11 protein-coding genes and 1 pseudogene are annotated in these 14,545 nt (G+C 33.7%); 6 read left to right on the forward strand and 6 right to left on the reverse strand.

The features are described 5' to 3' along the window. Positions 1-477: 477 nt before the first annotated feature. The 3 genes from V1503_RS02215 to V1503_RS02225 all read right to left on the reverse strand — a co-directional run bounded on the left by V1503_RS02215 (position 478) and on the right by V1503_RS02225 (position 4,743). Positions 478-1,023, reverse strand: a complete 546-nt coding sequence (locus V1503_RS02215; RefSeq protein ID WP_410624484.1) for a cytochrome D1 domain-containing protein — start codon at positions 1,021-1,023, stop codon at positions 478-480. A gap of 768 nt (positions 1,024-1,791) precedes the next feature. Next, a complete protein-coding gene (locus tag V1503_RS02220) occupies positions 1,792-3,252 on the reverse strand; it encodes an Msr family ABC-F type ribosomal protection protein (RefSeq protein WP_410624489.1) in 1,461 nt (486 codons plus the stop codon). A gap of 804 nt (positions 3,253-4,056) precedes the next feature. Next, positions 4,057-4,743: an ArsR/SmtB family transcription factor gene (locus V1503_RS02225; RefSeq protein ID WP_214484033.1), complete on the reverse strand. Its 687-nt coding sequence runs from the start codon at positions 4,741-4,743 to the stop codon at positions 4,057-4,059. 508 nt (positions 4,744-5,251) lie between these two features. On the opposite strand from V1503_RS02225, the gene V1503_RS02230 reads away from it, so the two are divergent. After that, positions 5,252-6,124, forward strand: coding sequence for a DMT family transporter (locus V1503_RS02230; RefSeq protein ID WP_410624492.1), 873 nt, complete (start codon positions 5,252-5,254; stop codon positions 6,122-6,124). A gap of 375 nt (positions 6,125-6,499) precedes the next feature. Then, entirely contained in the window at positions 6,500-7,195 is a 696-nt protein-coding gene (locus V1503_RS02235) for an AIM24 family protein (RefSeq protein ID WP_250886781.1), read from the forward strand. A 245-nt stretch (positions 7,196-7,440) separates the two neighbouring features. Here V1503_RS02235 and V1503_RS02240 read toward each other — a convergent pair whose 3' ends face one another. After that, positions 7,441-8,514, reverse strand: coding sequence for a bifunctional transcriptional activator/DNA repair enzyme AdaA (locus tag V1503_RS02240; protein WP_410624494.1), 1,074 nt, complete (start codon positions 8,512-8,514; stop codon positions 7,441-7,443). A gap of 524 nt (positions 8,515-9,038) precedes the next feature. Continuing rightward, positions 9,039-9,917 carry an SDR family oxidoreductase gene (locus V1503_RS02245; protein WP_410624496.1) on the reverse strand — a complete coding sequence of 293 codons (879 nt, stop codon included), beginning with the start codon at positions 9,915-9,917 and terminating at the stop codon, positions 9,039-9,041. Positions 9,918-10,023: 106 nt separating this feature from the next. On the opposite strand from V1503_RS02245, the pseudogene V1503_RS02250 reads away from it, so the two are divergent. From V1503_RS02250 to V1503_RS02265, 4 genes and pseudogenes are all read left to right on the forward strand, one after another. Next, positions 10,024-10,994 (forward strand): annotated as a pseudogene (locus V1503_RS02250) (helix-turn-helix transcriptional regulator). A 158-nt stretch (positions 10,995-11,152) separates the two neighbouring features. Then, a complete protein-coding gene (locus tag V1503_RS02255) occupies positions 11,153-11,404 on the forward strand; it encodes a hypothetical protein (RefSeq protein WP_410624498.1) in 252 nt (83 codons plus the stop codon). Positions 11,405-12,082: 678 nt separating this feature from the next. Beyond that, positions 12,083-12,658: a hypothetical protein gene (locus V1503_RS02260; protein ID WP_410624500.1), complete on the forward strand. Its 576-nt coding sequence runs from the start codon at positions 12,083-12,085 to the stop codon at positions 12,656-12,658. A gap of 317 nt (positions 12,659-12,975) precedes the next feature. After that, the gene (locus V1503_RS02265; RefSeq protein ID WP_320259641.1) at positions 12,976-13,230 is read left to right on the forward strand and encodes a hypothetical protein; all 255 of its coding nucleotides are present in this window, start codon (positions 12,976-12,978) and stop codon (positions 13,228-13,230) included. Between the two features lie 116 nt (positions 13,231-13,346). Here the strand turns inward: V1503_RS02265 and V1503_RS02270 are convergent, their stop codons facing one another. Then, positions 13,347-13,979: a hypothetical protein gene (locus tag V1503_RS02270; RefSeq protein WP_410624501.1), complete on the reverse strand. Its 633-nt coding sequence runs from the start codon at positions 13,977-13,979 to the stop codon at positions 13,347-13,349. Positions 13,980-14,545 lie beyond the last annotated feature (566 nt).

Here is a 14,545-nt window from a genome sequence, read left to right on the forward strand (position 1 = left end):
TGCTGATAAAAAGAAAAAGAAAATTAACCCTATTTGAAGAAGATCAACTTTAGTAAGAGCTGAGAAAGGTTTTCGAATGTTAATAGTACCAAGGACAAAAAGAAAAAACACAGTAATATAAAGTAAACATTTGAATTGGAAGTATTTTATGGAGTTCATAATAGTGAATCCTTTTATCATTTTTTGGTCAATAGATCCCCCATTTAATCAAGGTTATGAGATCTATTAGTGGATTAGCTCAATTTATAATAAGATGGGGGAGGCAAAAATTCAAGTGAGTTTTAATGGAAATAAATATTTTATAAATGGCTAAAGTCAATGGCTGTTTTCCTATTAAAAAAGTTGTATACGTGTTTATCTTTTATAAACAACAACATATGTGAAAACAGCCTTTAAGGAAGATCAAAATAAATAAAATAATGATGATATTTTAATCTTGGGATGACCATGGGGCTAACAACTTCATTTGAATGCTATTTAATCGGTTGTACCTGCGTTTATATAGGCTAATTTTCCATCTGGTGTAAAAGAAATAAATAACGGTAATGTGCTATCTTCTGGAAGAATCAGAGTAGCAACAACTGTGTGAGTTTTTGTATCAATAACTGAGAGAGTACCGGGCTCAGAACTTCTGAAACCTAAAACATAAGCAAGCTTTCCATCTGGTGTAAACTTTACCGAAGTAAGAGGGAGTTCTCCTATAGAAACTGTAGCGATTATTGAATGCGTTTTTACATCAAGAACAGGTACAGTACCTAGATTTGTAGTAACGTAAACTAATTTGCCATCTGGAGAAGTATCAATAGCTTGTGGAAGGGTAGAAGCATCAAATTGAATCGTAGCAATTACTGAATGTGTCTTTGTATCAATAACAGATACTGAACGGCCATTTACATTAATAGTATAAACAAGCTTGCCATCTGGTGTTAAAGATTGAGGAGCCCCTGAGAAAGCGGCTGGAATGCCTACTGGAAGTGTAGTTATAAGGGAGTGAGTTTTTGTGTCAACGACAAAAGTAGTCAAGTGAATGCACCTCTTCATTTTATTTGTTATTACATGAATATGAAGAGAGTAAGCTGTTTGATTCGAAATTGTACATTTATCATACAGTTTTTAAATTATGGATGTATCAAGGTGTACAATGATCTTAGTGTTTAACAGAAATTTTTATTAAGCATGTAATTTATTGATATAAGAGTTGAGAGAATGAGAGCAACTTGGAATGTATGTCATTCACCATATTAATTATGTGAATGTACACTTCGTAGACATACAATAATGTACAGGAGTAAAGGAAATATGGAAATATAATTTACTACAGGGATATCGTCACAGCAAAGAGTAACGATTTTATGGATGGTGAAATGCCTGAATTTTACTGTCGTGCTCAAAGGCCAGAACATCTTCTATTAAGTCCAATTCAATAATTTTATAAAATTTCATCTTCTAAAGTGCCTTCTTTTGTGTAAAAAGTTAGCTTAAAAATATTATTTGGAGTAATTTCCAAAAAAAGAAAAGAGGACATATAACAAGTCCTCTTCTACATCTTTTCGGAAACTTTGTTGTTTCTCTTAAATGTAATTTTAAAGTCTTTAATGGTGAAAAGAATACCGATTGTTAAATATTTACGTGTTTCGTACTTATTAGGAAAAGCAACAATTAATGCGAAATACAGCCTCCACAAAATACAATTTAAAAATTGATCGTCTTTTCCACTCGGCTCATTGTAAATTCTCTCGAAAATAAGAATCATATAAAGAACGTACGGTCTAACCTACCATATATGCTAACTCATAAACACTGTTGTTGCAATTTTTTATCAGAAATGTTTAACCGTAACTCTGCCACATTCTTTATGAACCTTGTATCATGCGATACAAGTATGATTGTTCCTTTATAGGCACAGATAAATCGCTCTAATGCTTCAATAGTCCTGATATCTAAAAAATTGGTAGGTTCATCTAGCAATAATATGTTATATTCTCCTAAAAATAATAGGCAGAGCTGGAGGCGCATCGCTTCTCCACCACTTAACGTCTTCACTTTTTTTAATAAATCAGTATCTATAAATTGCATCGAATGTAGAGCACTTCTTAGTGACCCCTCATCGTATTCTGAACGATTTTTCATAAATTGCAGTATCGTTTCATCACTTGTAAATTGATAGCTCATTTGACGAAAGAAGCCAATTCTCGCTTTTGGTGTAATCGTCAGACCGACGGCATGACTGGCAATGTGCTTTAATAGTGTACTTTTACCACTTCCATTTTCACCAGTTATCGCTATTATTTTCCCTAAAGGGAGTTGAAAACTAACTTCATCTAACAATCTACGATCTTCCAATTCGAGACTAAATCTATCAGCCATAATTGGAAATTTATTGTGCAATTCCAATGCTTTTGATTGGTGAAATACAATTTGCTTTTCCTCTTTCACTGCTTCCACATGCTTTAGCCTATCTTTACGTTGTTCAATTGCTTTTGCGGCGCGATGTACTGCTTTTTGACATGTCCCTTTAGACTTCGATTCAAACATACGGTTCGCTTTAGCCTTCGCTTCTTTCCTTGACATACTTCCAGCTTGTGCAACTTTTTCGGCCTTTTTCATTTTTTCTTGCGCTGCTTTTGCTAGACGCTTCTGTTCTTTCATATATTGTGCATGAGCTTGATTTTGCTGTTCACGTTCTAATTGTTTCTGCTCTACATACTCGCTGTAATTACCTTTATAAACGTGTACTTCTCCTTCATCGACTTCCCAAATAGATGTGGTGAGCTGGTCAAGTACGGCACGGTCATGACTAACGATTATCAGTGCCCCATAGTAATATCTCAATTCATCGAGTAAATATGAAATACCTTCTTGGTCCAAATGAGTTGTCGGCTCATCAATTAGTAATGCTTCATAATAATGTGTAAACAATTGTGCTAATTTCAGCCTTGTTTGCTCTCCACCACTTAAATGGTTAGAATTTTGCGGAACAGCTAACCTTCCAAGTAACGATGGGTCTGCTTCATCAGTTGTTGGTGCTGATATTTGCTCAAAATACCCATGCTCTACATAACGATGTACCTTCCCAACTGAAGGTTGAACAATCCCAGAAAGCAACTTGATTAATGTACTTTTCCCAGCACCATTTTTCCCCACGATTCCAATTCGATCAAATTGATGCACAGCTAACCGTTCAATTTTTAATACCCTTTTATCTATATATGTCATTTCAATATTTTTAAATTCAAAACAAATATGTTCCATTTTGCTACCTCCCGAAATATGTAATTTCGTATCGATAGCTATAAAATCGATACGAGCTTTTGTTTCAAGCCCGTATTAATAAAAAAGTAACATCATCTTCAAAATAATACTCCAATCCAATGCAAAAAAATTAACATTATCTTCTATTTATGTAACAAAAAAATTCTACCTCATTTCTTGCCATTTAGTAAAGGTTTTTTATCTTTAACTATCATTAATGACTATTTCAACTCTATTTCCAACAGGATCTAAAATGGTATTCATAATATCTATATCCTGTACCTCTAGGTTCACTGACAGCTTTAAATCCATTCTGTTAATGAGTTGACAGTTTTTATGAGTCTACAGAAATGGCAAAGTGATAGAGTCCAAGATATTTCTCACTCTTATCATTATTGTTTTCTAGAATCAAAGGCATTCGCATGATTTAAATTGACAACCTGCCCTAAGTGATAAAAAAGCGTTCAAATTCTTAATATTCATATTTCGTATTAACCAGTTGCATTGAAATATTTAGGTTCTTTTCTTGAACTATATTGCTATAGTTCCTTAACTAACAGATAAAGTTGTCCAGTCTTCGTTATAGAAGGAAAGATGCACCTTAATCTAGTTGTATAAGTGTTTCAAACATCTAATTTTTAACATAAAACTGCAAACATAAATTTTTTGTGTTCAAATTGCAATTTTTGCTATGCTCATCGTATTGCTTCTATGAAATGGCTCTTTAGAGAAGAAAGAATGCTTAAAAGAATTAATGTGAAAACAGTCTTATTAAGTACCGTTCAGTACTAGAGACAACTTGCTTTAAACATCAATCATGAATATGTCTTTAAATCCTTTCTTACCTGCAGGAGTGATTGTTATAGCTCTGGAATTGGCTGAGCGTTGAATCCAGTTTAACTCCAATATTCTTTCTAGCAAAGCATTTCCTAATGCACCAGCAAGGTGGTGACGTCTTTCACTCCAGTCTAAACATTTATGTGCAAATGCACGACGCTTATTCTTAACTTCCCGAAGATTAATTTGAAAAGATGCAAAGAATTCTTCTCCTTTGTCTGTCACCTCAAACTCTGTGGTGTTATTACAAAGAATACCTGTATTAACTAAAGAGTCAGTGATTTGTATACCTAAGCTTCCTGCAAGATGATCATAACAAGTTCGTGCAAAACGTACTGCTTTATCTTCAGAAGCTTGTTTTAATGACTTGATTTCAGTACGTGGAGCTATTGAAAGTAGAGATTCCATCACTTGCGCAACTTCCTGATTACGAATACCATAATACCTGTGTCTCCCGTGCTTTTCCATTGTAATTAAATTGGCATCAACCATTTTAGTTAAGTGAAAACTAGCAGTTTGAGGTTTAATTTGCGCCATATACGCTAGCTCGCTTGCAGGGTGAAATCTACCGTCTAATAATACTGTCAGGATTGCTGCACGAGAATTTTCGCTCACAAGGCTGGCAACCTTTGCTACATCAGGTCTTCCGCTCATATTTATTCTCCCCTCACATTCTTAGTCATCTCGATCATAACTAATATATTGATTTAGAACCATCAATTTAGTTAGTGAAAAAATATAACTTTACATCCATATTTCGATTATGATTTTATTATATCCATGTTACGCTACTCATACAGTAATATTTATTTTTTATCAGGTCTTTTTTTTAGGCTCTTTTCGTAAAATTTTGTTGCTGTTGCTATCCGCTTAGTACTATAAAAAGATTTTTTATATTGTTTGTCATCGCTGTACAGAAGAAAAGAGCCACGTCTCTAGTTGTGTACTTCTCAATACGAAAAGCAACAATCCATGAGAAAACAGCAACTTTTTGTTGCTATTTATACAATATTACTACATTTAAATCGGGCATTATGCAATTGTTTCTTAGAAGAAAAGATGCTAAGAAACGATAGTTGGACCTGTGTTTTTTTTAGTACAATTACTTCAATCAATGAGAAAGAGTTTACCTTTAAATATAAAAGTTAATTCGGAGGAACTTATGAATCCAATTGTTTACACATTACTAGTAATACTTGCTACTTCACTGATGGGATCTTCTTTTGCGATAGGAAAAATGGGCCTGGCATATGTATCACCATTTCTTTTAGTTGGGTTACGCTTTACAATTGCTGGATTAATAATGTCTCTTTGGGTTAAGAATAAAAAGCTACATTCACCCAAGGACACTTGGATGAAGATATTTATTATAGGACTCTTTCAAACTACAGGTGTTATGGGATGTATATTTCTAAGCCTAAGAACGATTACAGCGGGTGAGTCTTCTATTCTAACATTTATTAACCCACTTCTTGTAGTAATCCTCGGTACCATTTTTCTACGAATGAAATACCGATTATATCAATGGATTGGTGTTTTAATAGGATGTCTAGGTGTAATAGTTACATTTGGGTTTCACTTACAATTACAACCTGGAACACTTTTAGGGCTTGGAGCAGGAATTTCTTGGGCTATAGCAACTATATTAGTTAAAAAATGGGGATCTCATTTTGATATATGGGTACTTACAGCTTATCAAATGCTGTTTGGTGGGTTAGTACTCTTACTCTTGAGCATCATACTTGAATCACCAAAAATGATCATAAATATTGAATCTATATCAATTGTGTTATATTTAGCTATTATGGGTTCTATCGTTCAATTTGCAACTTGGTATTACCTTCTCAATAAAGGTGATCCAGGTAAAACGAGTGCCTTTTTATTTTTAGCTCCCTTTTTTGGAGTACTTTTTGGATGGTTACTGCTTGACGAAATTGTTCAATGGTATGTTTATTTAGGTGGGCTACTCATTTTTATTGGGATTTTCTTAGTCAATTGGAATTTCTCAAAAGAAAAAATAAGCTCATTTAAGTAACCACAACCAACTATACGAGAGAGAATTCATACAATCTAAATAATAAAATTCTTCTCTATTTGTTAAATCGTTGACCACGATGGATGAATTCATGGATTTGACTGATAAACCCATGGATTTGACCCATTAATTCATGCATTTGACCGATAAACTCATGGATTTGACCCATATATGAAAAATTTGACCAAAAAAACTAAATTAACCGGCACTAATAAAAGATGAGTTTATGTACGGATAAAATGAATGACAAAATTCTACATCACATCAATTTGATATATGCTATCTTTATTACAGAAACATTTTACAAAAATATATTCCTCAATAACACTTTCGATATCCATCTTGTTTCAGAATATTTTTCAGGAGGGGTTTTATTTGAATCAGCGATATTCTATTCAAGAGTTTGTAGATCAAACGAAGCAAAAGGAAAAAAATCAAGGTGTATTTGAACTAGAAAGTCCTAGAATGTTAGAGGTTAATTTAGATGGAGAAGTTTGGGCAAAGGTCGGTTCCATGACTTCTTATAAGGGCCAAGTTAAATTTGTAAGAGAAAGCATTTTAGAGCACGGCATCGGTAAAATGTTTAAAAAACAATTTACTGGAGAAGGTGTTAGCTTGATGAAAGCATCAGGAAACGGCACAGTATATTTTTCAGATAGTGGGAAAAAGATATACATTATTAATCTTGATGGAGAAGCTATTTCTATCAATGGAAATGATATTTTGGCTTTCGAGTCAACTGTTAAATGGGATATTAAAATGATTCGTAAAATTGCTGGTATGTTAGCAGGTGGACTATTTAATGTTCGTTTAGAAGGACATGGTCTTATTGCTTTTACTAGTCATTATGAGCCTCTCACTTTAGAAGTAACTCCTGATAACCCAGTAATGACAGACCCAAATTCTACTATCGCTTGGTCTAGTAATTTAACTCCTGATATTGTTACAGATATTCAATTTAAAAGTTTGTTTGGTCGAGGAAGCGGAGAAAGTTTTCAAATGAAGTTTAGCGGTAGTGGCTTTGTTGTAGTACAACCATTTGAAGAAGTATATCGAGCACCAAATGCATAATAGAGTAAGGCTCTTTTCGTAAACTTTGTTGCTAATGTTATCAAATTAGTAACACAAAAATGGTTTTATATTGTTAGTCATTATTGTACACAAGAAAAGATGTCACGAACTTTAGTAGTACGAAAAGCAACAATCAATACGAAAACAGCCTAAGAAATGAACTTTGAAACTACTTTGTACTTACTAAAAGAATGCAAGGGTAAAAATTCCATCCTTGCATTCTAAAAAAGCTTTGATAAATCAGGTTAATTTGGTTTGTTGGAGAGTAAGTTATTATACGTTTTTTCATGGTTTAGCAACCAATTTTTTCTTTCTAAACCGCCACCATATCCACCTAAATCTCCGTTAGATTGGATAACCCTATGACATGGGACGATGATTGCTAATTGATTGGCCCCATTTGCGTTACCAATGGCTCTTACAGATCTTGGGTTATTAATTAAGGTAGCTAGTTCTTTATATGAAGTCGTTTTTCCTAATTCAATTTCCAACAGTTCATTCCAGACAGTTTTTTGAAATTCAGACCCTAGTAAGATGATCGGGGTTTTAAATGTTGTTAGTTTTTTTGTAAAATAGTTTGTGATTTCCTCTTCAATCTGTTTTGATATTTTATTTACTCCTGGAATGATTGAAGCGTTTAACTTATTTCGCAAACGTTCAATTTCTCTTTCCAAACCTCTACGATCAACAAATTCAAGTAAATATAAATAATCATCATCTACTATACTTACCATCGGTCCTAATTTAGTATCTATCCAGTTTGCATATAGCATTTTTACACTTTTAGACTTTGTTGGTGCTTTTCCCATGATTTTGGAAAATGCATCGTGAAAGCCACTCGAAGAATCATACCCTACATCTATTTGAGCATTGATAATTTTTTCACCTGTTCTTATCGATTTCATTGCAATCCCCATTCTTCTAGCTCTCGCATATTGTACAAAGGTCATACCATAAAATTTTTTAAACTGTCTTCTAGCGGTAGCTGCATGGAGACCTAACTTTGAGAAATCAGCATCCTTCCACCTTTTTTCTGGATTTTCCTCAACAAGCTGTATCATTTGATGTACAAGCGGAGATATTTCTTTAGGATATGACATTGGATGACACCTCTTACAAGGACGAAATCCTGCTAAAAGTGCTTCTTCAGCTGTTGCATAGAAATTGCAATTTTCATATTTAGGCTTTCTAGCCGGACATGTCGCATGACAAAATACACCTGTGGTCTTAATTCCAGCAAAGAAAATACCATCATATGACGAATTTCTTGCTAACAATGCTTCGTAATATTGTTTTTTTAACGCTTCATCATTAATCATTTCAGATCCCTCATTTTATCTGTGCAATATTATTGTAAGGCTCTTTTCGTAAACTTTGTTGCTATCTTCACTAAATATGAGAAGGAAGTATGTTTTATAAGATTTTTTTAGTCTTTAGCAAACAAAAGATGCCACGAACGATAGCTGTAATCGTGTTTATTTCCTAGTACGATAAAACAACAAAACAGCCTATGGTAATAACAATTTTATTTCTTTCGGATATTTATATAACTTCATTACCTTCGTTACACTATTATTGCTCTACAGTTTCTCATTTCGGCTGTATTTTCACTGTACATATATAAAATTATAAATAAGATATAGACATTGTGCATACGAAAAATGAACATCTATTTTTTTAGCATTCGTGTTAAGGAAAGCATAGATAGCAAAAAATAGCAGCAAATAGAAGGACTTAGCGTTGCCAAAGATTCAGGAAACAAGGGTACTATTTATATCTCAATCATAGACAAAAAAAACGCGATTCTATTCAAGAATTGCGTCATGTCAAGTAACCGAGAGAACTATTGATTTTGTTGAACATTTTCTTCAAAATATTTGCCCCAATCAGGCTTTCTTCCATCAATATCTTTAAATCCATACTCTCTTGATAATTCCCATGAGCTAAGTGCTTTTCCTGTTTTGTTTTGTACTTTCGGATCACTCGCGAGTGCTGCAATCGCTCTACCGATAAAAAATGGTGTTTCAGAAGCGATGAAGTGTGGATCTTTAGCAGCTCCTTCTTGCCAATTCTCTTCAGTGACACCAAACCAATCTAACATAGCTTCTGAACGTAAATATCCAGGACTCACCGCTACTGCTATAATATTATGATCCTCTAAATCTTTTGACATCGCTTGTGCTAGGTGGATGGTCGAAATCTTTGCCAAACTGTAATATAAATTTCCTCGATAATCATAGCTTACACCATCTGTTATTTCGATAACTAACCCTCTCTGATTTTTAACCATAAGCGGAACACCATAATGACTAGTAATCATGTGGGAATGTACCGCTCTTCTCTGCATTAGAAGCCCATTATCTAAATCATGTTCCCAAAAAGGGGTTTCCCATTGGGTGAGTGGATCCCCTCCCCAAACATCATTTACGAGAATATCAAGCTTACCATTTTGTTCTTCCTCTATTTTATTAAACAAAGATTTCACATCGTCTTCAACCGTATGATCAACTCTAACTGGTATCCCTATTCCACCTTTACTATTAACGAGCTCTGCCGTTTCTTCAATCGTTTCTGTTCTTCCCATTGAAGATAAATTACCTCTCGTACTTCTTCCAGTTACATAGACGGTTGCTCCTGCTTCCCCAAGCATCATTGCAATTCCACGCCCAGCTCCCCTTGTTCCTCCAGCAACTACGGCTATTTTTCCTGTTAATTGTTTCATGTAATCAACCTCCACTTTTTTGATAAGAATAGTATAATACTTAATGATGTCACCTTATGTCATATAATAATTATTCTGTTATTGTTATTTTTCAGGGGGTATTTTTATGCGTGCAGATAGATTGATTTCCATTTTACTGTTGTTACAAAATAAGGGAAAACTAACAACTAAACAATTAGCACAGGAATTAGAAGTATCAGAACGCACGATTCATCGTGATATGGAAGCATTAAGTATATCGGGAATTCCTGTAATTGCGGAACGTGGTAAATCAGGGGGCTGGACATTACTTGATAAATACAAGACAAATTTAACTGGTTTGAAGCACAATGAAATAATGTCATTGTTAATTTCTCCATCACTTCAGTTGCTTACTGATCTAGGTTTAGCAAAAGATTGGCATGAAGCACGGCAAAAAATCCTTGCATCTGTTCCTAGTACCTATGAACAAAATACGAATGATATTTGGAACCGTATCCATGTAGATACTAGTACATGGCGGCAGTCAACTGAAAAATTGAGTCTTTTAAAACTTTGCAACAAGCGATATGGGATGAAAAGAAACTTCACATTAAATATGAACGTGCAGATGGACAATGTGTTGAACGAATTGTAAACCCATTAGGTTTAGTCGCTAAAGGGAGTACGTGGTATTTAGTTGCGCACACAAATGGAAAATTCAGAAACTACCGTGCTTCACGAATGCAGTCTGCAACACTAACTAAGGAAGAATTTGACCGACCTAATGACTTTAACCTGGCGCACTTTTGGAGATCTTCAACAACAGAATTTATTAACAGCCTACCGAGATACGAGGTGAATGTAGAAGTATCACCTCATATTATTCAAAGAATAAAGTTTCCTGGACGTTTTGTACAAATTTTACAGGTAGAAACTCCTTTAGAAAATGGTTGGATACCAGTAATACTTAGCTTTGATGCAGAACAAGAAGCAAAAGAATATATTTTAGGCTTCGGAGATCAAATAAAAATTATACATCCTAAAAGTTTAAAGAAACAAATATACGATATGGCAAAAGCTGTCGTAAATTTTTATGAGCAGGAGAAGACACTATAAAAACCTTTTAATGTTGTAACTATCATTTATCTTACTAACGATAACATTTTACAATCTATAATTCATTGATGATTCCTTCAAAATATACAACTGTGCCTATCCATAATAATAATACAAACATATTTTATTGCAGAAATTTGTACAAGGCAGAGGAAAAATTGAGCGCAAATAAAGCTTCGTCATGTTGCGGTAATAAGCTGGGCATCAATGAGACCATCATTAAAGAACATTCTGCTTGTTGTGATTGTCCTGTTACCGTTGATGGCTCTAGTGGGAATTGTTGTAATTGTACTGTTATTGAACGGTTCTTTAATGGACACGGTTATAGTTTAGCATGTAATGAATCAATTGACATGTTCACATCGAAAAACGGTCTCACTCTTTTCGGGAATATTAATGGAGCCTTTTGACTCTGAATGTGGAGCAACTGCAAATAATGGAACCCCCCATTAATATCCCTGCACCGAATCGTCCGAATACCGCTGATAATTCTATTTTATTTGCAAATGTTACAAAGATAAGAGTAATATGTTCCGGGGATGCAGGACAGAATTGTTTAGGCAACTACAATTTTGAAATCATTGAAAGATGTATCACTTCGAATCCACCGCTATGATTTTCTTAGAAGGAAGTCCCTACACCTATTAATTGACAGCTAGCTTAGTCAAATCTATATTTTACAAGACTGTGTTTAAATGTATAAGTATCAATAACTCACAAGACCACTTTCCACAGAGTATAATTAGCAACCTTCATATAAGCAATTAATAAAATTTAAGTCAACTTAACAATGACTATCTATCCATTTAAATAATTAGTTAGTCAACTTTCTTTAACTTGATCCTCTTGTTACTTAAAAGCGATGTTACCTCATAATTCTTACGCAAAAACTGCTCGATTAGCTACAAACAATTTTATGCTCTCATCTATATTGCAGTATATATTTCCCACTAGCAGGCTCTTTCCACATTGACAAATGTACAACTTCTTACTTTTGAAAAATTCCACTCCTTCATAAGGATAGCAACCTATACAACTGTTGTTATTTAACCATTATATATTAATAAATACCTTTAGAAGGTGAACTCATGTCAAAAATACCACCTATATACCGTTGTAGAATTGCGCCAAAATCAAATTGCGTTTTTACCACAAAAAAATTTCAAAATTCCACGCCTATACAAATTCCAGAAGAAGGAACAGCTACTCCTTATCCGTCAAATATATGTGTCTCTGGATTTACTGACAAAATTGTGAAAGTAGTTATATCCATTAATAATTTAAGTCACACCTTTGTCGGTGACCTTGTCATATTATTAGTTGCTCCTAGCGGTAGAAATGCCACAATTATGGCTGGAGCAGGATTTGGTAAAGCAGACGATATAACCCTTACTTTTGATGATATGGGATCAAGCATCATCCCACTCTTTTTGCCACTTGCCACTGGTACATTTCAACCAGCAAATTATTTAGGTGAACTAGTACCATTACCACCACCAGCGCCTACTAATCAATCTTTCGGTTCAATGTTAAGTACGTTTAATTTTTCAAATCCTAACGGCATTTGGAGTCTTTTCGTTTTTGATGCATTCCCTGACGATTCAGGTAATATTGCAGGAGGCTGGGATTTAACGATTACTACTAGTAATTGTACACCTCGATAAAGCCTAAATATATTGTAATGAAATATCATTTATGTGCTCACTGTGTATAGCAATTCCAAAAAGCTACAAAATGGTACACATTCTTTTCGAAAGCTATATAACTACCGTAGATTGAATGTAATCAGCTAGTTGTTTTATTTAGTGATATTAGTGTTACTATTATACTTGTTTTGCTTACCGTTAAAGGTCCATCTACCCCGTATATATTTCGAACTGTTAATCATCGACTTAAGGTGGAATCTGTTTGCTTATTTTGAATATTACATCTCCTCCTTTCGTTTAGTATATAATTATAGAATCATAAGGGGGTTATTCATGTGATTTTGTTATTAACGATAATTGCAGCTACTATCTTAAGCTCTCTTTTATTCTTTATAACTGGTCCATTTGCTATGATTATCGTTTCGGGTATCGTTCTTGGTTGCTTATTTAGAGGTCTGTACTTACTTAACGATCTCAACAAGAGACTTTTAAAAATAGCACCTAAAACGGATAGAGTAAAAGAAGCATATGAGAGATATTTAGAAGAAAGGGAAAAGGAAAATAATGAACAAGGTGGCATTTCCAATTAGTATCAATAAACTCTATAATTTTTTCTTTAGCACAACTCCTTCTCAGTTAATATAATTTAACTTGCAAAGCCAAAAAAAAGCACTCTATAAGAGCGCTTTTTTATAACAGTTAATCATTATTCTGTTTCGTCCAAAGCATCTGGGTAAACAACCGTTTTAAATAAATCACCAGTGGCATCATTTTTAACAAAGATCGTTACAACATAATCTTGTGGATCAACACCATTAAATAGTTGATAGTACATACCTGACATTCCTAATCCAAGTTGAGCAAAACTATCAAAACTGTTCTCGTATTTTTCTTGATCTACTACTAATGTAAATTCTGAATATGAATCATTATGTATTACATCTTTAATTGAAGGAAAGTCTCCATTATTTTTGTAATCTTCGACGGTCGTAAGTATACTATCTTTAATTTCATCCATCATTTCTTTATGCTTAGACTTTGACATTACATAAGTAATAGTACCGTCATCATTTTGTATGACGTCTTTTATGCCATCTTCTTTTGCTTGGGCCGTTATACTGTCCATGTTTTCTCCCTCAAAAAACGAGTTTGGTAGAGTTACTTCAACATTTAACAACCCTTTATCTACTTCAATTGACTCTGCTTCATTTTCTTTCTCAACATCTTTTGAAATTTCTCCCGACTCAATTTCTTCTCCATCACTTGCTTTTTCTTGACTACATGCCGAAACAAATACAGTTAGGAATACAACAAATGATAATAATAGTGTTCTTTTCATATTATTTCTCCCCCTTAAAACTCCTCTAATATTATACCAATAATTGTATATAAGGGAAGTGAAAAACTACTCATTTTCATACTATTTCATTCTTCTCTTTTCTATTTGAACCTTGATACTAGCATTAGCTCTAATCCACCTCAGAATGGATAGAATTTTGGATATTTTTTCAAAGTATTATGGGTAAATCTGAAACCATTCGTAGTAAAATTAATATACCTCACCCTATCTGGTTAACACAGATCTACCGTGTACAGTTAATTGTCTTAAATATAAATTGTAACAAAAATCCATATCAATGATATGACTTTCTAAGGTCCTTATTCCTCCATAGGCGTATTATGAAAAACTCATTTATATCAGAAGTTACACTTTTTAATATTTCAATGAATTTTATAGTATCTTTTTCAAGCTCTAAACTATGATTTCCACCATCAACCACTTTTAATATAAGATTTTGATTGTTTTTCAATTTATCAAAGCGTTCCACAATAAAACAAGAACTATCTTTTTCTCCCAAAATACATATAGAAGGTTGGGTAAACATGTTTAGCATCAATTAAAGT

This window comes from Nanhaiella sioensis (assembly GCF_046557775.1).
GTDB classification, from domain to species: Bacteria; Bacillota; Bacilli; order Bacillales; family SM2101; genus Nanhaiella; species Nanhaiella sioensis.

Coding starts and splice junctions, on each gene's coding strand:
- V1503_RS02240 (WP_410624494.1), bottom strand. CDS start 8,514: ATGATTAATGATGAAGCGTTAAAAAAACAATATTACGAAGCATTGTTA.
- V1503_RS02220 (WP_410624489.1), bottom strand. CDS start 3,252: ATGGAACATATTTGTTTTGAATTTAAAAATATTGAAATGACATATATA.
- V1503_RS02230 (WP_410624492.1), top strand. CDS start 5,252: ATGAATCCAATTGTTTACACATTACTAGTAATACTTGCTACTTCACTG.
- V1503_RS02225 (WP_214484033.1), bottom strand. CDS start 4,743: ATGAGCGGAAGACCTGATGTAGCAAAGGTTGCCAGCCTTGTGAGCGAA.
- V1503_RS02260 (WP_410624500.1), top strand. CDS start 12,083: ATGTCAAAAATACCACCTATATACCGTTGTAGAATTGCGCCAAAATCA.
- V1503_RS02245 (WP_410624496.1), bottom strand. CDS start 9,917: ATGAAACAATTAACAGGAAAAATAGCCGTAGTTGCTGGAGGAACAAGG.
- V1503_RS02270 (WP_410624501.1), bottom strand. CDS start 13,979: ATGAAAAGAACACTATTATTATCATTTGTTGTATTCCTAACTGTATTT.